Below are 18,252 nucleotides of genomic sequence, written 5' to 3'. Positions count from 1 at the left end.
GTCATAACCCCGGCCCTGCGGAGCCGTCCCGGAGGGGGCCACCGGTGTTCGGGGGCAGCCGCAGGCCGGCCGAGGCGGCGATGCGGCCGGCCACCTCGGGGACGGTGCGGCGGTCGGTCCACAGGTGCTCGGCGAACTCCGGTTTCACCAGCTGCTCCAGGCACCGGTCCAGCCGCCGCACGGCGACGGTCTCGTGGCGCGGGCGCGCGTCCTGCCGTACACGCCCTGTCGCCAGACCGGCAGGTCCTGGAAGCCGCCCCGCATATCGGGTGGGAGTGCCCGATGCAGCCCGGGCCGATGTGCTCGGGGTCGCGGATCACGCTGCCGGGCAGCCGCCGCCGGATCTCGTACGCGGTCTGCGTCTTGCCGCCGCCGAGGGGACCGTTGACCCACAGGAGCATGGGGCCGGGCCTAGGAGACGACGGCGCGTGGCGGGGACAGCGGCTCCTCTCCGCCCTCCGGTTCCGGTGCCCCGGGCCGCGAGCCGCCCGGTTCCGGGGCCGCGGGGTGTGAGCCGTCCGGTGTCGCGTGGGCGTCCCGGCGTACCAGGGCGGCGTAGCGGCCGTCGGCGGCCAGCAGGGCGTCGTGCGTGCCGCGTTCGGCTATCCGGCCCGCGTCCAGGACGACGATCTGGTCGGCGTCGCGGACGGTGGAGAGGCGGTGCGCGATGGTGATCGTCGTACGGCCCGCCGAGAGTTCGTCGATGGCCTGCTGGACGGCGTGTTCGGTACGGGTGTCCAGGGCGCTGGTGGCCTCGTCGAGCACCAGCACCGGCGGGTCCCGCAGGATGGTGCGGGCGATGGCCAGGCGCTGCTTCTCACCGCCGGAGAAGCGGTAGCCGCGCTCGCCCACGACGGTGTCGTAGCCGTCGGGCAGGGCCGCGATGTGGTCGTGGATCTGGGCGGCCCGCGCGGCGCGCTCGATCTCCTCGTCGGTCGCGTCGGGCTTGGCGAACCGCAGGTTCTCCGCGACCGAGGCGTGGAAGAGGTAGGTCTCCTGGGACACCACGCCGACCGAACGGGCGAGCGTGTCGAAGTCCAGCGCGCGGACGTCCACCCCGTCCAGGGTCACCCGGCCGCCGGTCACGTCGTACAGCCGTGGCACCAGATAGCTGAGCGTGGACTTGCCGCTGCCGGTCGGGCCGACGACGGCGAGGCTGCCGCCCGCAGGGACGGTCAGGTCGATGCCGCTCAGGGTGGGCGCGGCGGCGGGGTCGTACGTGAAGGACACGTTCTCGAAGCGGACTTCACCGCGGGGCGCCGCCAGCCGTACCGGCTTCTCGGGCTCGGTGATGGCCACCGGCAGGTCGAGGTACTCGAAGATGCGCTGGAAGAGCGCGAGCGAGGTTTGTATCTGCACGCCGGTGGTCAGCAGTGAGGTGGCCGGGCGCAGCAGTCCCTGCTGGAGGGAGACGAAGGCGACGAGCGTGCCGAGGGAGAAGGCGGGGCCGCCGAGCTGGAGAACGAGGCCCGCCGCCCAGTAGATCAGCGCGGGCATGGCGGCCATGACGATGCCGATGGTGGCCATCCGCCAGCGGCCCGCCATGTTGGCGCGGATCTCCAGGCCGACCAGCCGTTCGGATTCCTTGGTGAAGTTCTCGGTGAGCGAGTCGGCGCGGCCCATCGTGCGGCCGAGCAGGATGCCGGAGACCGACAGCGATTCGGTGACCATCGCGGACATCGTGGCCATCTGCTTCTGCCGCTGGGTGGTGACCCGCTTGCGCTCGTTGCCGACCCGCCGGCTGACCCAGACGAACAGGGGGAGCAGCAGGAGGGAGACGAGGGTGAGCCGCCAGTCCAGGGCGAGCATGGCCACGACCGTGGCGACGACGCTGGTGAGGTTGGAGACCAGGGAGGTCGCGGTGGAGGTGACGGTGGCCTGCATGCCGCCGATGTCGTTGGCGATGCGGGACTGCACCTCGCCGGTGCGCGTACGGGTGAAGAACGCCAGCGGCATCCGCTGCAGCTTGGCGTAGACACCGGTCCGCAGGTCGTGCATGACGCGCTGGCCGACGGTGGTGGAGATCAGGGTCTGCAGCACGCCGAAGACGCTGTTCAGCACCGCGGTGGCGATCATGCCGAGCGCGAGCAGGCTGAGCAGTCCGGTGCGCCGCTCGGGGATCGCCACGTCGAGGACCGCGCGCAGCAGGAACGGCGAGGCGACGGAGACCAGGGAGGCGGCGGCCACGAGCGCGCCCACCAGGGCCAGCCGGCCGCGGTACGGGCGGAAGAGGCGGAGGATCCGGCGCAGCTGGACGGGCTGCTGCTCGTCCTTCGGCGGCGGGGTCCAGTCAAGGGTTTCGGGACGCAACGAGCTCCTTCGGAGGGTTCGGGGAGAGGCGCCGGTGCCGGGCGGCGCCGACGGCAGCAGCAGCCGAGCCTAGCCCATTGTTACCTATACTCACAATGAACGATGTCCTGATAACCTTGCCGCATGCCCTCGCCCCACACCGGTACGAGCACCGGCCGACGCGCCGGCAGCCACAGCGCACCCGACACCGACCTGGCCGAGCAGCTGGTGCGGCTGACCCGGCGCATGCACCGCGCCCAGAAGCGGCATCTGGAGCCGCTCGCCCTCACCCCCGCGCAGTCCCGGCTGCTGCGCATCGTGGCCCACTGCGACACCCCGCCCCGGATGGCGGACCTGGCCGCCCGGCTGGACGTCGTACCGCGCGCGGTGACCACCCTGGTGGACGCGCTGGAAGCGGCGGACGCGGTCCGCCGGGTACCGGACCCGGCCAACCGCCGCGTCATACGGATCGAGCTGACCGAGACCGGCCGGACGACACTCGGAGCGCTGCGGAGCGCGCGCCGGGCCGCCGCGGAGGACATCCTTGCTCCATTGACCGCCGACCAGCGCGAGCTGCTCGGCGGGCTGCTGTCCACCCTGGTCGACGAGCCGGGGCGGCGCCACTGACCCGATGGGCCGCTGACGAGGAGAAGCCATGCCGTTGCTGGAGCCGGAGCCGACCGCCCTGCGTCCCGCCACGACCGAGGGCCCGGCGGTCGACCGGGTGCCGGACGAGCAGGCGTCCGGGACCCCCGAACCGCTGCGCGGCGACCTGATCGCGCTGCTCGGCCCGGAGAAGGTCCTGCACGGCCTCTCCGATCTGGTGAAGTACGCCTCCGACGCGAGCCCCTACCGCTTCGTTCCGCAGGCCGTCGTGGTCGCCGAGGACATCGACGACGTCTCCGCCGTCTTCTCCTACGCGCACGGTCACGGCCGGAAGGTCGTCCTGCGCGCCGCCGGCACCTCGCTCAACGGCCAGGCGCAGGGCGAGGACATCCTCGTCGACGTGCGCCGCCACTGGGACGGGATCGAGGTGCTGGGCGACGGCGAGCGTGCCCGCATCGGCCCCGGCACGACCGTAGCGCGGGCCAACATCACGCTCGCCCGCCACGGCCGGCTGCTCGGGCCCGATCCGGCCAGCGCCATCGCCTGCACCGTGGGCGGCGTGGTCGCCAACAACGCCTCCGGCATGACGGCCGGCACCACCCGGAACTCCTACCGCACGCTCGCCTCCGCCACGATCGTGCTGCCGTCAGGCACGGTCGTGGACACCGCCGACCCGGCCGCCGACGTGGAGCTGGCCCACGCCGAACCGGCGCTGTACGAAGGCCTACTGGCCCTCAAGGCGGAGATCGAGGCCGACCCCGAGCTGGTCGCCCGCATCCGCGCCAAGTACGAGCTCAAGAACACCAACGGCTACCGGCTCGACGCCTTCCTCGACGGCGCCACACCCGTCGAGATCCTGCGCGGCCTGATCGTCGGCTCGCAGGGCACCCTCGGCTTCATCGCGGAGACGGTGTTCGACACCCTCCCACTGGACCGCCGCACCTCCACCGCATTGCTCTTCTTCCCCGATCTGCGGGCCGCGGCCGCCGCCGTCCCGCGCTTCACCGAGGCGGGCGCGCTCGCCGTGGAGCTGATGGACGGCAACACGCTGCGCGCCTCGGTCCGGGTCGCCGGAGTACCCGCCGACTGGGCGGCACTCCCCACGGAAACGACCGCGCTGCTCGTGGAGTTCCGCGCCCCGGACGACGAGCGGCAGGCAGCGTACGAAGCCGCCGCCGAAGAGGTACTGAGCGAACTGGAGCTGGTCGCGCCGGTCGAGTCCGTCACCAACGCGTTCACCCGCGACCCCGGCACCATCGCGGGCTACTGGAAGGCCCGCAAGGCGTTCGTCACCGCGGTCGGCGGCTCCCGGCCCTCGGGCACGACCCTGCTCACCGAGGACTTCGCCGTACCGCCCGCACAGCTCGCGGACGCCTGCACGGCGCTGCTGGAGCTACAGGCGCGGCACGGCTTCGACGCCGCCGTCGCCGGTCACGCCGCCCACGGCAACCTGCACTTCCTGCTCGCGTTCGACGCGTCCAAGGCCGAGGACGTGGCACGGTACGCGGCCTTCATGGACGAGTTCTGCCGGATGACCGTCGAGCGCTTCGACGGCTCACTCAAGGCCGAGCACGCCACCGGACGCAACATCGCGCCCTTCCTGGAGCTGGAGTGGGGCCCGCGCGCCACGGACCTGATGTGGCGGATCAAGGACCTGTTCGACCCGCACGGCATCCTCGCCCCGCGCGTCGTCCTGGACCGTGACCCGAAGGCCCACCTCCGCGGCCTGAAGACGATCCCCGAGGTCGAGGCGGTCGCCGATCCCTGCATCGAGTGCGGCTTCTGCGAGCCGGTCTGCCCCAGCCGCGACCTCACGACCACGCCCCGCCAGCGCATCGTGCTGCGCCGCGAGATGATGCGCCAGCACCCGGACTCGCCGGTGACCGGCGCGCTCCTGGACGCGTACGGCTACGACGCGGTCGACACCTGCGCGGGCGACTCCACCTGCAAGCTGGCCTGTCCGGTGGGCATCGACACCGGCGCGATGATGAAGGACTTCCGGCACCGCAGGCACTCCCCCCGCGAGGAGAAGGCCGCCGCGCTCACCGCGAAGCGTTTCAAGGCCGTCGAGGCGTCGGCCCGGCTCGCCGTCGCCACGGCCGACCGGATCGGCGCGCGGATCGGCGACCGGCTGCTGGAGACCGTGACGGAGGCCGCCCGCAAGGCCGTACGCCCCGACCTCGTACCGCGCTGGCTGCCCGAGATCCCCGGCGCCGCGGCCCGCCGGCTGCCGCCCACCCGGAAGCAGGACGCGGTCGCCGTCTACTACCCGGCCTGCGTGAACCGCATCTTCGGCGAACCGGACGGGTACGAGGGCCCGTCCCTCCCCGAGGCCGTCGTCGCGGTCTCCCGGCGGGCCGGGAAGCCGGTGTGGATCCCGGACGACGTCGCGGGCACCTGCTGCGCCACGATCTGGCACTCCAAGGGCTACGACGAGGGCAACGCCGTGATGGCGAACCGGATCGTGGAGGCGGCCTGGGGCTGGACCGCGGGCGGCCGGCTGCCCCTCGTGGTGGATGCCTCCTCCTGCACCCTCGGCATCGCCCACGAGGTCGTCCCGTACCTCACCGAGGACAACAAGCAGCTGCACGCCGAGCTGACCGTCGTCGACTCCGTCGTCTGGGCGGCCGAGGAACTGCTGCCGCACCTGGAGGTGGTGCGGACGGTGGACTCGGCGGTGCTGCACCCCACCTGTTCGATGCGCCACCTGGGTGACGAGGCGCAGCTCCGCACGGTCGCCGAGGCGTGCGCCGAGGAGGTCGTCGTACCGGACGACGCGGGCTGCTGCGCCTTCGCGGGCGACCGCGGGATGCTGCACAAGGAGCTGACCGAGGCGGCGACGGCCCGGGAGGCGGCCGAGGTGACGTCCCGTCACTTCGACGCGCACCTGTCGGCGAACCGCATGTGCGAGGTGGGCATGGACCACGCGACACAGGGCCGCGGGTACTACTCCGTACTCATGGAGCTGGAACGCGCGACGCGGCCCGCCTGAGGACGGGCCGCGCCATGACGTACGTACGCGAGTGCGGGTGTGCGTTCAGCTCGCGGGTACGGGTGTGCGTTCAGCTCACGGGTACGCGTGTACGTTCAGCTCGCGGGTACGGGTGCGCGTTCAGCTCTTGGCGCCCACGTGCAGGGCCACCGCGCCCTTCGCGGGCACGGTCAGCTGCGCCTTGCCGTCGTCGCCGACCGTGACGGTGTTGCCGTCGCAGGAGTCCGGCGCGGCCTTGGCGACGTTGCAGTACGTACCGGCGGGCAGCGAGGTGGCGAAGGACTGTGACAGCTCGCCGTCCCCGGCGTTGAGGGCGACGAAGCCCTTGTCGCCGCGCCCGAAGGCGATCGCGCTCGACCCGTTGTCCCACCAGTCGGTCAGCTCGGCGCCGCCGACCGCGTTACGGAAGCCCACCATTCCGGTGATCTCCTGCTTCGCGTGCATGCCGGTCCAGCCGTCGGTGCCGCTGGGCGGGCCCGCGTCCTTGTCGGACCACTCGTAGCCGGAGTAGACGTTCGGCGAGCCGTAGGGCGAGGCCAGCATGAAGACATTGGCGAGCGTGTACGTCGCGCCGTCCTTGTAGGTGAGCGTCGAGCCGTTACGCTCGGTGTCCCAATTGTCGACAAAGGTACGTGCCGACCCGCTGTCGAGCTTCCCGTCGGCGACGGACTTGAGCTGGGCGATACTGCCGCCCTGGAAGGCGCTCTTGAGGTGGCCCCCGTAACGGAACTCGTCGACGTCGCCGACGCCCGTGTACTCGTCCGGCTGGACGGCCTCGCCGCCCCCGTGGATGACCTCGGAGACCCAGAAGCCGGGATCGCTCATCTTGCCCTTGATGGCGGCCACGTCATCGGCGGCCATGTGCTTGGCCGCGTCGATGCGGAAGCCGTCGACGCCGAGCGAGCGCAGGTCGTCGAGGTACTTCGCGATGGTGGTGCGGACGGCGTCGCTGCCGGTGTCCAGGTCCGAGAGTCCGACCAGTTCGCAGTTCTGCACGTCGTCGCGGTCGCCGTAGTCGGAGATGTCCTTGCGGCAGGAGTGGAAGTCCTGGTCCTGGAAGTACCCCGGGTAGTCGTACTTCGTGTACTGCGTGCCGCCGGTCCCCGTGCCGGACCCGGACGACATGTGGTTGATGACGGCATCGGCGATGACCTTGACGCCCGCCTTGTGGCAGGCGGAGACCATCGAGGCGAAGGCGTCCCGGTCGCCGAGCCGGCCCGCGATCTTGTAGCTGACCGGCTGGTACGACGTCCACCACTGGTCGCCCTTGATGTGCTCCGTCGCGGGCGAGACCTCGACGTAGCCGTAGCCGGCCGGGCCGAGCTGGTCGGTGCAGATCTTGGCGACGTCCGCGTACGGCCGTTCGAACAGCGTGGCGGTGACGGTCTTCTCTCCGGGCGGGGTGGCCTGCGAGCTCCAGGGGGCGAGCGCGGCGAGGCCGCCGGCGACGAGCACGCCGGCCAGTGTGCCGCCGAGTATCCGGGATCGGTGATGCAACATGCGGCTCCTTCAACGAGCGGGCGCGGCAGGACACCACGCCCTCGAAGGCAGCCACGCGCCGAGGCCGCCCGTGGGGGGAATCCGCGGAGGAGCCTGCCTTTACGAAGTGAACACGTCAAGGCATTCCGCAAGAAATTCCAGTCACTTGCGCAAGAGAAGAGTCCAAGTGTTCACCTCAGGAGTCCAATTCACCCCCTTGTGGCGCGTACGTATCAAGCGTCAGGGTCCTCACCGAGGTCCGCGCACGCACACCGGCATACGTCGTCCCGAACCCCACCCGCATGCGCACATCCGTGCGGAGACCGGGGCGCGGCCGTCCGTACCGGGCTCCACCCGCACGCAGCTCCACCGGCCCACCGAGTCCACGCACACAGCACCGAGGTCCATGCACCCGGCCCCACCGAGTCCATGCACGCAGCACACAGGTCCACGCACGCAGCCGCCGGGCACCGTCCGTAACTCCAGGAGGCCCCATGCATGACGCAAGACCCGAGCAGCACGACGACGAGAGCCGCCGCCACTCGGCCCTGGACGGCGCTCAGCCGGCCGGTGCACCCGACGGGGACGGACCGAGCCGCCGGTCGGTCCTGCGGACAGCGGGCACGGCGGGGGCCGGGCTCGGGCTCGCCGGGCTGGGCGCGTTCGGCGCGAGCGGTACGGCGGCGGCCGCACCGGCGCCCGGCGCTGCCCCCGGCACCGCCGGCACCGCCACGCCACCGAAGCGGCGCGGCAGGACGATGATCGGCGTACCGTTCGAGGGGCGCCGTACCGTACGCGTCGGCATCGTCGGCCTCGGCAACCGCGGCGGCTCCATGATCGACCTCTTCCTCGCCGTACCGAACACCCAGGTCGTCGCGGTGTGCGACCCGGTCAAGGAGAAGACCGCCAAGGCCGCGAAGAAGGTCACCGACGCGGGGCAGCCGGCCCCTGCCGTCTATGCCAAGGGCGAGCGCGACTACGAGAACCTCTGCAAACGCGGCGACATCGACTTCGTGTACGTCGCGACGCCCTGGGACCTGCACTTCGAGATGGCGAAGACGGCCCTGCTGAACGGCAAGCACGTGGGCGTCGAGTGCCCGATAGCGCTCCGGCTGGACGAGCTGTGGGAGCTGGTCGACCTCTCGGAGTACACCCGCAAGCACTGCCTCCAGCTGGAGAACTGCTGTTACGGGCGGAACGAGATGCGGGTGCTGCGCATGGCGCACGCGGGCCTCTTCGGCGACCTGCTGCACGGCGCCGGCGCCTACAACCACGACCTGCGCGGTCTGATGTTCGACCCCGACTACTACGAGGGTCCGTGGCGGCGGCTGTGGCACACCCGGCTGCGCGGCGACCTGTACCCCAACCACGGGTTCGGGCCCGTCGCCAACTACATGGACGTCAACCGCGGCGACCGCGCGCTGCGGATCTCCAGCTTCGGCACCCCCGCCCTCGGCCTGGCCGCCTACCGCAAGGAGCACATGCCGGCGGGCGACCCGAGCTGGAAGGAGACGTACATCGAGAGCGACCGGACGATCTCCCTCGTCCAGACCGCCAAGGGCCGGGTGATCCGTCTCGAACACGACGTGTCCACGCCGCACCCGTACAGCCGCATCAACAGCCTGGGCGGCACGAAGGGCGTCTTCGAGGACTATCCGTCGCGGATCTATCTTGAGCCCGGCCACAGTGATGACCAGTGGCACGACTTCGGTGAGTTCGCGGAGTGGGATCACTGGCTGTGGAAGGAACACGCCAACCCGCCCGGCGGCCACGGCGGCATGGACTACATGATGGTCTTCCGGCTGACCCAGTGCATGCACCTGGGCCTGGTACCGGACTTCGACGTGTACGACGCGGCGACGTGGACCGCGCCGGTACCGCTGAGCGACCTGTCGATCAAGGCGCACGGCAAGCCGATGGAGATCCCGGACTTCACGCGCGGGGGCTGGAAGAAGGCGCGGCCGGGGATGGACTCGGAGAAGCCGAAGGCGTGACGGCCTCCGGGGGCTCGGCCGCCTCGGGCCGGCCGGGCCCCCGGAGAGGGTCACTTCTCGGTGGTTGCGTCCGGGGCGGTGGACGTCTGCGGAGCGATGGATGTCTGCTGAGCGGCGGACGCCTGCTGAGCGGCGGACGTCCGCGGAACAGCGGACGCCTGCGGAACGGCGGATGCCTGCTGAACGGCGGACGTCCGCGGAACAGCGGATGCCTGCTGAACGGCGGACGTCCGCGGAACAGCGGATGCCTGCTGAACGGCGGACGTCCGCGGAACGGTGGACGTCTGCTGAGCGGCGGACGTCTGCGGAACGGTGGACGTCTGCGGGGCCGCGGGCACGTCCGCGGCGGCGGGCACCTTCGGGACGCCGGGCGTCTCCGGAGCTGCGGCGGCCGCCTCGCCGTTGAGAACCCGCTTCGCCGTCACGCGGTCCAGGGCACCCTCCCAGCGGGACACGGCGAAGACCGCGACGCAGTTGCCGAGCAGGTTGGTGGCGACGCGCATCGAGTCCATGATCCGGTCGACGCCGAGCAGCAGCGCCACCGCCGCCGCGGGGATGACGCCCAGCGCGGACGCGGTCGCCGACAGCGCCAGGAACGCCGAACCGGGCACGCCCGCCATCCCCTTGCTGGTCAGCATCAGCACCAGCACGACGGTGATCTGCTGCCCCATCGACAAATCGACTCCGATGGCCTGCGCGATGAAGAGCGTGCCGATGGAGAGGTAGATCGACGCACCGTCGAGGTTGAAGGAGTAGCCGGTCGGCAGCACCAGACCGACCGCGTCGTCCCGGCAGCCCGCGGCCCGCAGCTTCTGCATCATCCGCGGCATCACGGTCTCGCTGGAGCCCGTACCGAGGGCCAGCAGCAGCTCTTCGCGGGTGTAGCGGACGAACTTCCACAGGCTGAGCCCCGTGACGGCCTTGAGCGCGAGTGCCAGCAACACGAGGAAGGCCAGCGCGACGCCGTAACACACCGCGATCAGCTTCGCGTACGTCGTCATCGCGCCGAGGCCGTACTCCCCCACGAGGTGCGCGGTCGCCCCGAAGACGGCGAGCGGCGCGAGGCGCATGATGTAGCCGACGATCGTGAAGACGACTTCCTGCGCCTGCTCGATGAACGGCAGGATCTGCGGCACCTTCGTCTGCCCGAGGTGCAGCAGCGCTGCCCCCACCAGGCAGGACAGTACGAGGACCTGGAGCAGGGAATTCTCCGCGAACGCCCCGACCGCGCTGTCCGGCAGTGATTCGAGGATGAACTGCGTGGTGGAGGGCAGCTGCCCGCCACCGGTCTTCTCGTCCACCGCGCTCTGGTCGAGCGACGACGGGTCGACGTGCATACCCGCGCCGGGGCCGAAGACGTTGCCCGCGAGCAGGCCCACGACGAGCGCGACGGTGGTCGCCACCTCGAACCAGATCAGCGCTTTGAGGCCGATCCGGCCGAAGGCCTTGAGGTCGCCGGCCTTGGTGATGCCGGCGACGACGACACAGAAGACGAGCGGAGCGATCATCGCCTTGATGAGGCGGACGAAGCCGTCGCCGAGCGGCTGGACGGCCGAGCCGAACTGCGGCCACAACCGTCCGACGAGGACTCCGACGAGCAGGGCCACGAGGACCTGCGTGAACAGACTGGTGCGCAGCAAGCGGCCTGCCCGGCGAGCGAGCGATCCGGTGGCGTGCGGCACGGGCTCTCCCTAGGACGGATTTTGGGATACGGAAGAGGACTTCCGCGGTCCGTCACTATGGCCGAGCCTCATGCCCCACAGAAGAGGCCGGTGTTACATCGAAGAAAATCTTGGAGCTTGCTCCAAGCAACCGCCGGTACACGTTTGCGTCACCACGCTGTGAGAGTCCCGGAGCGGGTTCCGAGCACGTATGTGTGTCAGGTCCGTGCCAGGTACGTCAGGCCTTCAGGTGGGCCTTGTCGCCCATGACGACGACCGGGTGCTGCGCGGGATCGAGCGTACGCAGCAGATACCGCATGCCGGACTTCGGGATGCTCACGCAGCCGGATGTACCGCTCCCGTGATCCATGTGCAGCCAGATGCTGCCCCCCTTGGACTGCCCCTCCGGGCGGGTCGGGTCCAGCGGCGAGACACCCTTGGCGCGGTTGTAGTCGATGGCGATGACGTAGTCGAAGTCGTGCCGGGTCTTCTTCGCCCAGTACGACGGCGGGGTGAAGGCCGCGGACGCGGTGTACGGCAGCTTCGCGCCCGGATCGGGCAGCACGCCGCCCGCGTCGGAGAGCGAGTACACCCCGACCGGGCTGCGCTTGTCCCCCTCATGGTGGTTCAGGGTCCAGCCACGCTTCCCGTTGTGCCCCTGCCAGCTCCGGTCGCGGCTCCAGGTGCCCCCGGCAGCCGTGCCGCCCTTGCCGCCCTCGCCGCCCTTGCCGTCCTTGCCGCCCTCGCCCGCAGAGTTCTTCTCGTCCCCCGTCTCCCTCGTGTAGAGCACGACGGTCGAGGTGGTGGCGTCCTCGCCGTCGCCGTAGACCGCTATCACCTGCCGGGAATCAGCGGGGATCCGGGACTGCAGCCGCTCTCCGACATCCGGGATGCGCGTCAGCCCCGTGCTGGGCGAGGCGCTCGGCTGTCCCGCACGCCCTTCGGCCTTCTCGCCCTGCTCCCCCGAACCGCCGCAGCCCGCGACCAGGACCAGCCCCGCGGCGGCCAGCGCGGCAGCCCGCATCCCCGTCGCCGTCCGCGTCCGCGCCTGCTGCTGCGTCCGCAGCTGTTCCCGCGTCCGCGCCTGCGTGGTGGCCGTCTTACGTGTACTCCGCATGGGTCCTATGGTCGCACCGCTCGGCGACACGTGATCGGTCGAGGTGAAACCCCACGGAGGGCCGCCCCCCACGCCCCGGGCCACGGACCGCACAGCATGGCCCGATCCGCGCGTTCCGCCAGAAAAACGATTGAAAATCCCGGCCATTCCACGCCAACCTTCGATGGCTCTGCCCTGCTCCTGTCGCAGACGCAAGCGGCACAGCCATGCCCTGATCCGTTGCGTCCGCCGCGCCAGGTGGAGCCACCGGCCCGTCTCTCCGGCCGCAGCTCCACCCGGCCTCCGTTCCCGACGAAACGCTTGGACGTCATGCAGATTCGCGATCTACCGCATCCCGACCCGGGTGTCCCCGACGTCCGTACCGGCGGCCGTTTCCTGGTCTGGCTGTACCGCCGGCAACTGGGCGGCCAGCTCAAAGCCATGGCCTGGGGCCTGGTGCACACCGGCGCCGTGGCCTCCTTCCCGCTGCCGGTGGGCATCGCCGTACAGGCCGTCGTCGACCGCTCCGGCACCGGGCTCGCCCTCGCGGGCGGGCTGATGGTGCTGCTGGGCGTGCTGGTCGCGGTCGGCGACACGATGGTGCACCGCGCCGCCGTCACCAACTGGATCACCGCCGTCGCCCGCATCCAGCAACTGCTCGCCCGCAAGACCGCGGAGCTGGGCTCGGCCCTCACTCGGCGGGTCGCGGCCGGCGAAGTGGTCGCGGTCAGCACCGGCGACCTGGAGAAGATCGGATGGTTCGTCGAAGCCATCTCCCGCTTCGCGGCCGCCGCGCTCACGTCCGTCGGCGTGTGCGTGGCACTGGTGATCTACCAGCCCACGCTGGGCATCGTGGTCGCGCTCGGCGTGCCCGTGGTGGCGCTCGCCGTGCTGCCGCTGCTCCCGCGCGCCACGCGCCGCGCCGACGAACAGCGCGAGAAGGCCGGCTATGCCACGGAACTGGCCTCCGACACCGTCGCCGGCCTTCGTGTGCTGCGCGGAATCGGCGGTGAGGAACTGTTCCTCGGTCGCTACCGCACCGCTTCCCAGGACGTCCGCAAGGCCGCCGTACGCAGCGCCCGGATGTGGTCGCTGATCTCGGCCGTCCAGGTCGCGCTGCCGGGTCTGCTGCTCATCGTGGTCGTCTGGTACGGCGCCCGGCTGGCCCTGGACGGCCACATCGAGGTCGGCGCGCTGGTCACGATGTACAGCGCGGTCACCTTCCTGCTCTTCCCCCTCCGGCACTTCGAGGAGATCGCCCAGGCGTACTCCTTCTCCCGGCCGTCCGCGAAACGGACCGCCCGCATCCTGGCGCTCAGCCGCCCGTCCGAGGGCCGCGTCACGGACCACGCCCCGCTCAGCGGCGACCTGTACGACCCGGCCACCGGCCTGCTGGCCCCGGCCGGCCGCTTCACCGCGGTGGTCTGCGGCGACCCGGACGCGGCAGGCCTGCTCGCCGAACGCCTGGGCGGCCACCCGGCGAGCGCCGACGACCACCCGACGAGCACCAGCGGCCACCCGGCGAGCACCGGCAACCACCCGACGAGCACCAGCGGCCACTCGGCGAGCGCTGACGACCACTCGGCGAGCACCAGCGGCCACTCGGCGAGCGCTGACGACCACTCGGCGAGCACCAGCGGCCTCTCGGCGAGCGCTGACGACCACCTGGCGAGCGCCGGCCGCAATCCGGCGAGCGCTTCGGAGGAGAACGAGAAGGCCGGCGCGCCGGGGCAGACGGCCGGTACCGTGTCCACGGCCTCGGCCGCCAACTCCGCATCGACGGCTTCGGGCACCAAGTCCGCATCGACGGCTTCGGCCGCCAGTACCGCGTCCACGACCCCGGCCACCGGGTCCGTGGCCGGCGGAGGAGGCACGCCCGCTGCCGTATCCGGCGCCCTCCCGTCCGTCGAGCTGGGCGGCACCGCCCTGGACGACGTACCGCGGGACGCCGCCCGCCGAGCCGTCCTGGTCCAGGACAAGGACCCGGTACTGCTGTCGGGAACACTGCACGAACTCTTCGACGTACCGGCCTCCGGCGCCGTCACCGCACAGCAGGCCCTGGCCGCCGCGCAGTGCGACGACGTACTGGCCGCACTCGCCCAGGCCGGCACCGACGGGTCGGGCGACCCGATGCGCAGCCGCGTCACCGAACGCGGCCGCTCCCTCTCCGGGGGCCAGCGCCAGCGGCTCGCGCTGGCGCGGTCGCTGGTCTGCGACCCGGAGGTGCTGGTGCTCGACGAGCCGACCAGCGCGGTCGACTCGCACACCGAGGCCCGGATCGCCGACGGCCTGCGCGCGCTGCGCGACGGCCGGACCACGGTCGTCCTCACCTCCAGCCCGCTGGTCCTGGACCGCGCGGACCAGGTCGTCTTCCTGCCCGAAGGAAAGGTCACCGCGGTCGGCCCGCACCGCGAACTCCTCCGCACCACACCGGCCTACCACGCGGTCGTCACCCGCGAGACCGACGAGGAACGCACCCGGGAACAGGCCGCCGGCCCCACGCTGCGGGACGTCACGCGCACGGCACCGCAGGACGTTCCGCCCGTGCCCGGCCATCCGAAGGACGGCCCTGACAGCGGACCGGACGACGGACCGGGTGGCGACCCGAATGACAGCCCGATGGGTGGCCCGATGGGCAGCCCCGACGGCGGCCCGGGTGGCGGCCCCGATGGCGGCCCGGAAGAACTCCTGCGGGAGACGGGCGATTCCACCCCCTCGCGCGCCCGGGTGGGCGCGCCCGACCCGATCGAGGAGACGGCATGATCGGCCTGGCGCCGCCGGAGCACGATCCGGAAGCCGCACGTACGACGACCATCCTTCCCGTCGGCTCCCCCGCGACCGTACGCAGCTACGTCGCGGGGCTGATCCGCCGCCACCGCAAGGCATTCATCCTCCTCGTCACCGTCAACGCCATCGCCGTCATCGCCTCGACAGCCGGCCCGTATCTCCTCGGCGGCCTCGTGGAAGACCTCGCCGACGGCGCGCACGACCTCCACCTGGAGCGCACCATCGGGCTGTTCGCGCTCGCCCTGGTCGTCCAGACCGTCTTCGTACGGATGGTCCGGCTGCGCGGCGCGATGCTCGGCGAGCGGATGCTGGCGGACCTGCGCGAGGACTTCCTCGTCCGGTCCGTCGCACTGCCGCCCGGCGTCCTCGAACGCGCGGGCACCGGCGACCTGCTCTCCCGGATCACCACGGACATCGACCGGCTGGCCAGCGCGATGCGCGAAGCCGTGCCGCAGCTGTCCATCGGCGTGGTCTGGATCGGGCTCCTGGTCGGGGCGCTCGGCCTGACCGCGCCGCCGCTCGCCCTCTCCGTGCTCGTCCCGCTGCCCCTGCTGATCGTCGGCTGCCGCTGGTACTTCAAACGGGCGCCGAGCGCTTATCGTTCCGAGGCCGCCGGATACGCCGCGGTGTCCGCCGTGCTCACCGAGACGGTGGACGCGGGCCGGACCATCGAGGCGCACCGGCTCGGCGACCGCCGCATCCGGCTGTCGGAGCGACGTGTCCGCGAGTGGACCCAGTGGGAGCGGTACACGCTCTACCTCCGCTCGGTCCTCTTCCCGGTGATCAACGGCACCCACACCCTGAACCTCGGTGCCGTCCTGATGCTCGGCGGCTTCTTCGTCCTCCAGGGCTGGATGACACTCGGCCAGCTGACCACGGGGGCGCTGCTCTCCCAGATGATGATCGAACCGATCGGCATGATTCTGCGCTGGTACGACGAACTGCAGGTCGCGCAGGTGTCGATCGCGCGGCTCGTCGGCGTGCGGGAGATCGAGCCGGAGGCGGCGGACGAACGCGTCACGCCGGACGGCCGGCACGTGCGCGCCGATGGCGTCCGCTTCGGCTACCGCCCCGACGTCGACGTCCTGCACGACGTCTCGCTGCGCGTACGGCCGGGCAGCCGGGTGGCACTCGTGGGCCCGTCGGGCGCGGGCAAGTCGACGCTCGGCCGGCTCCTCGCCGGCATCTACGCGCCCCGCAAGGGCGAGATCACCCTCGGCGGCGCCGAACTGTCCCGGATGCCGGCGGAGCGGATACGCGCCCACGTCGCGCTGGTCAACCAGGAACACCACGTCTTCGTTGGCTCGCTGCGCGACAACCTCCTGCTGGCCCGTACGGGCGCGGACGACGCCGAACTGTGGGCGGCGCTGGCCGCGGTCGACGCGGACGGCTGGGCGCACGGGCTGGAGAAGGGCCTGGACACGGAGGTCGGCTCGGGAGGGTACGCGCTGACTCCGGCACAGGCTCAGCAGATCGCGCTGGCCCGGCTCGTCCTGGCGGACCCGCACACGCTGGTCCTGGACGAGGCGACCTCGCTCCTGGACCCGCGAGCCGCCCGTCACCTGGAGCGCTCGCTCGGCAAGGTCCTCGACGGCCGCACGGTCGTCGCCATCGCCCACCGGCTGCACACCGCCCACGACGCGGACGTCATCGCCGTGGTCGAGGACGGCCGCATCACGGAGCTGGGCAGCCACGACGCGCTGGTCTCCGCCAACGGTCCCTACGCCGCCCTCTGGCGCTCCTGGCACGCCTGACCCTCCGCCCGGGCTCCCCGGGCCCCCGCGGCCCGGAACCGGCCGCCGGGGCCCGGGCCACACGACGAACCGGTACCGCCCCGGGGCCAGAGCTGAGCCGACTCCCGGATCCGGACTCCTCGGCGCTACACCTGGAGCGAGCCCAGGCCCGGGCCCTGCGCCTGTCCGGCTCGCGGGCTGCGCCCCGGAGCCTGGACCTGACAAGCCCGCCGGGTACGGCCCGGAGCCTGAGCCCGGGAAACTCGCCGGGTACGGCCCGGAGCCTGAGCCTGGCAGGTTCTCCGGGTGTGATCCGGGCTCGGGGCCCGGTCGGCTCTCCCGGCCTGGCCCACGCTCGGGGTGTGGCCCACGCCCGGGACGTGACCCGTACTCGGGATGTGGCTCACGCTCGGGATGTGACCCGTACTCGGGGCACGCACCGTACTCGGGGCACGCACCGCGTCCGGGACGTGGGCTGTCACGTGAGGGAGGTACGGCTTCCGCGGCTCCGGCGCCCGGTGCCGACCACAGCGCGGACGAGGAGCCACCCGTCGCGAGGGGCCACAGCCCGCTCGGAGGCGTACCGGTACACGGGCCGCGCACCCCCCTGGCGCGTTCGTCCCGGCCGCCTGCCCGTCGAGCCCGAGGCCCCGGGGAAGGCCAAGGTCCTGGAAGCCGGGGTCCTGTCGGAAGCCTGGGTCCTGGAGAGCGGCGGTGCCCTAGAGGAAGCCGAGGGCCGTGAGGCCGCCTATGCCGCCGAGGAGGGTGAAGACCGGCATCAGGACCTTCAGCTCCACCCAGCTGCCCGCACGGAACCGCATGCCCTTGGGCGGGCCGACCGGGTACCAGCGCTTGCGGCCGATCGGGATCGGCCACAGTATCGGGCAGCCCGAGACGGTCAGCGCGTCGCCGATGTCGTGCACCAGCGCGCCCAGCACGATCGGCAGCCCCAGCCAGAGGTACGCCTGGTCCGGGGCGGTGAAGAGCCAGTGCGAGCCGTTCCCCGGCTGGTCCAGCACCCCGGCGAGGATCCACGCCGCTGCCGCGCCCAGCAGCCAGACCAGCACGTCGCTGGAGACCCGCGCCTGCCGCCACAGCAGCCCCTCGATGGCGAGGACCATGTGTACGAAGAGGATGCCGAGCACCGCCCAGCGGCCGCCCTGCATCGCCAGCACGGCCATGCCCGCGCCCACCAGTACCGCCCACACCCACGTGTGCGTCAAGGTGCGGTGACCACCGGACCGGCGTGCGTCGCCCTTCATCCGAGTGGCCTTGTAGACGGCGTGCGAGATGTTGTCGACGACCTCGCACAGGCCCCGGGACAGCGGCCCGAAGGCACGCGAGATCGTGGCCGCCTTGTGGTCCAGGTCCGGAGCGAGGGCCGCACCGGCGCAGATCAGCGCCCCGACGACGACCACCGGCCAGGGCATCGGATGGCCCGCGGCGCCGGCCGCCGCGCCCACCCCCAGCCAGGCCGCGGCCCCGGACAGCGAGTGCGCCGGTCCCATCATGGTTGTTCCCCACCCTTTGTCGTCTTCGTTCTCGCGCCGCTGACGTCCGCTGCCGCGCCGATGGCGCTCGTTGCCGCGGAGGTGACGCGTGGTCGGCGACACAG

At 71.8% G+C, this 18,252-nt stretch carries 10 protein-coding genes and 1 pseudogene; 5 read left to right on the top strand and 6 right to left on the bottom strand.

Annotated features, from left to right (window positions below):
• Nucleotides 1–28: 28 nt before the first annotated feature.
• Both AAC944_RS32015 and AAC944_RS32010 read right to left on the bottom strand, forming a co-directional pair.
• Nucleotides 29–401: pseudogene (locus AAC944_RS32015) on the bottom strand (ATP-binding protein); the annotation flags it as partial.
• Between the two features lie 10 nt (nucleotides 402–411).
• On the bottom strand, nucleotides 412–2,310 hold the full coding sequence (locus AAC944_RS32010; RefSeq protein WP_078888445.1) for an ABC transporter ATP-binding protein: 1,899 nt from the start codon (nucleotides 2,308–2,310) through the stop codon (nucleotides 412–414).
• 123 nt (nucleotides 2,311–2,433) lie between these two features.
• On the opposite strand from AAC944_RS32010, the gene AAC944_RS32005 reads away from it, so the two are divergent.
• Nucleotides 2,434–2,916 carry a MarR family winged helix-turn-helix transcriptional regulator gene (locus AAC944_RS32005; protein WP_051871596.1) on the top strand — a complete coding sequence of 161 codons (483 nt, stop codon included), beginning with the start codon at nucleotides 2,434–2,436 and terminating at the stop codon, nucleotides 2,914–2,916.
• Nucleotides 2,917–2,944: 28 nt separating this feature from the next.
• On the top strand, nucleotides 2,945–5,887 hold the full coding sequence (locus tag AAC944_RS32000) for an FAD-binding and (Fe-S)-binding domain-containing protein (protein WP_030612066.1): 2,943 nt from the start codon (nucleotides 2,945–2,947) through the stop codon (nucleotides 5,885–5,887).
• A gap of 120 nt (nucleotides 5,888–6,007) precedes the next feature.
• Here the strand turns inward: AAC944_RS32000 and AAC944_RS31995 are convergent, their stop codons facing one another.
• Entirely contained in the window at nucleotides 6,008–7,387 is a 1,380-nt protein-coding gene (locus tag AAC944_RS31995; protein ID WP_030612068.1) for an alpha-amylase, read from the bottom strand.
• Nucleotides 7,388–7,860: 473 nt separating this feature from the next.
• Between AAC944_RS31995 and AAC944_RS31990 the strand changes: the two genes are divergently transcribed.
• A complete protein-coding gene (locus AAC944_RS31990) occupies nucleotides 7,861–9,360 on the top strand; it encodes a Gfo/Idh/MocA family protein (protein ID WP_078888446.1) in 1,500 nt (499 codons plus the stop codon).
• Between the two features lie 50 nt (nucleotides 9,361–9,410).
• On the opposite strand, the gene AAC944_RS31985 is transcribed toward AAC944_RS31990, so the two are convergent.
• Together AAC944_RS31985 and AAC944_RS31980 are read right to left on the bottom strand one after the other, a co-directional pair.
• The gene (locus AAC944_RS31985) at nucleotides 9,411–11,000 is read right to left on the bottom strand and encodes a cation:dicarboxylate symporter family transporter (protein ID WP_438272842.1); all 1,590 of its coding nucleotides are present in this window, start codon (nucleotides 10,998–11,000) and stop codon (nucleotides 9,411–9,413) included.
• A gap of 259 nt (nucleotides 11,001–11,259) precedes the next feature.
• Nucleotides 11,260–12,045, bottom strand: a complete 786-nt coding sequence (locus AAC944_RS31980; protein ID WP_030612077.1) for a hypothetical protein — start codon at nucleotides 12,043–12,045, stop codon at nucleotides 11,260–11,262.
• Between the two features lie 402 nt (nucleotides 12,046–12,447).
• On the opposite strand from AAC944_RS31980, the gene AAC944_RS31975 reads away from it, so the two are divergent.
• Both AAC944_RS31975 and AAC944_RS31970 read left to right on the top strand, forming a co-directional pair.
• Nucleotides 12,448–14,880 (top strand): ABC transporter transmembrane domain-containing protein, encoded by a 2,433-nt coding sequence (locus tag AAC944_RS31975; protein WP_368396597.1) that lies wholly within the window; start codon nucleotides 12,448–12,450, stop codon nucleotides 14,878–14,880.
• Complete coding sequence (locus AAC944_RS31970; RefSeq protein ID WP_030612083.1) at nucleotides 14,877–16,658, top strand: ABC transporter ATP-binding protein; 1,782 nt, start codon at nucleotides 14,877–14,879, stop codon at nucleotides 16,656–16,658. The genes AAC944_RS31975 and AAC944_RS31970 overlap by 4 nt, the downstream gene beginning before the upstream one ends.
• Before the next feature lie 698 nt (nucleotides 16,659–17,356).
• Here AAC944_RS31970 and AAC944_RS31965 read toward each other — a convergent pair.
• The gene (locus tag AAC944_RS31965) at nucleotides 17,357–18,148 is read right to left on the bottom strand and encodes a metal-dependent hydrolase (RefSeq protein WP_030612086.1); all 792 of its coding nucleotides are present in this window, start codon (nucleotides 18,146–18,148) and stop codon (nucleotides 17,357–17,359) included.
• Between the last annotated feature and the right edge of the window lie 104 nt (nucleotides 18,149–18,252).

It is taken from the genome of Streptomyces sclerotialus, assembly GCF_040907265.1.
Classification (GTDB): domain Bacteria; phylum Actinomycetota; class Actinomycetes; order Streptomycetales; family Streptomycetaceae; genus Streptomyces; species Streptomyces sclerotialus.
Note: the sequence above shows the minus strand (reverse complement) of the source record. Positions and strands in the feature narration are given on the sequence as shown.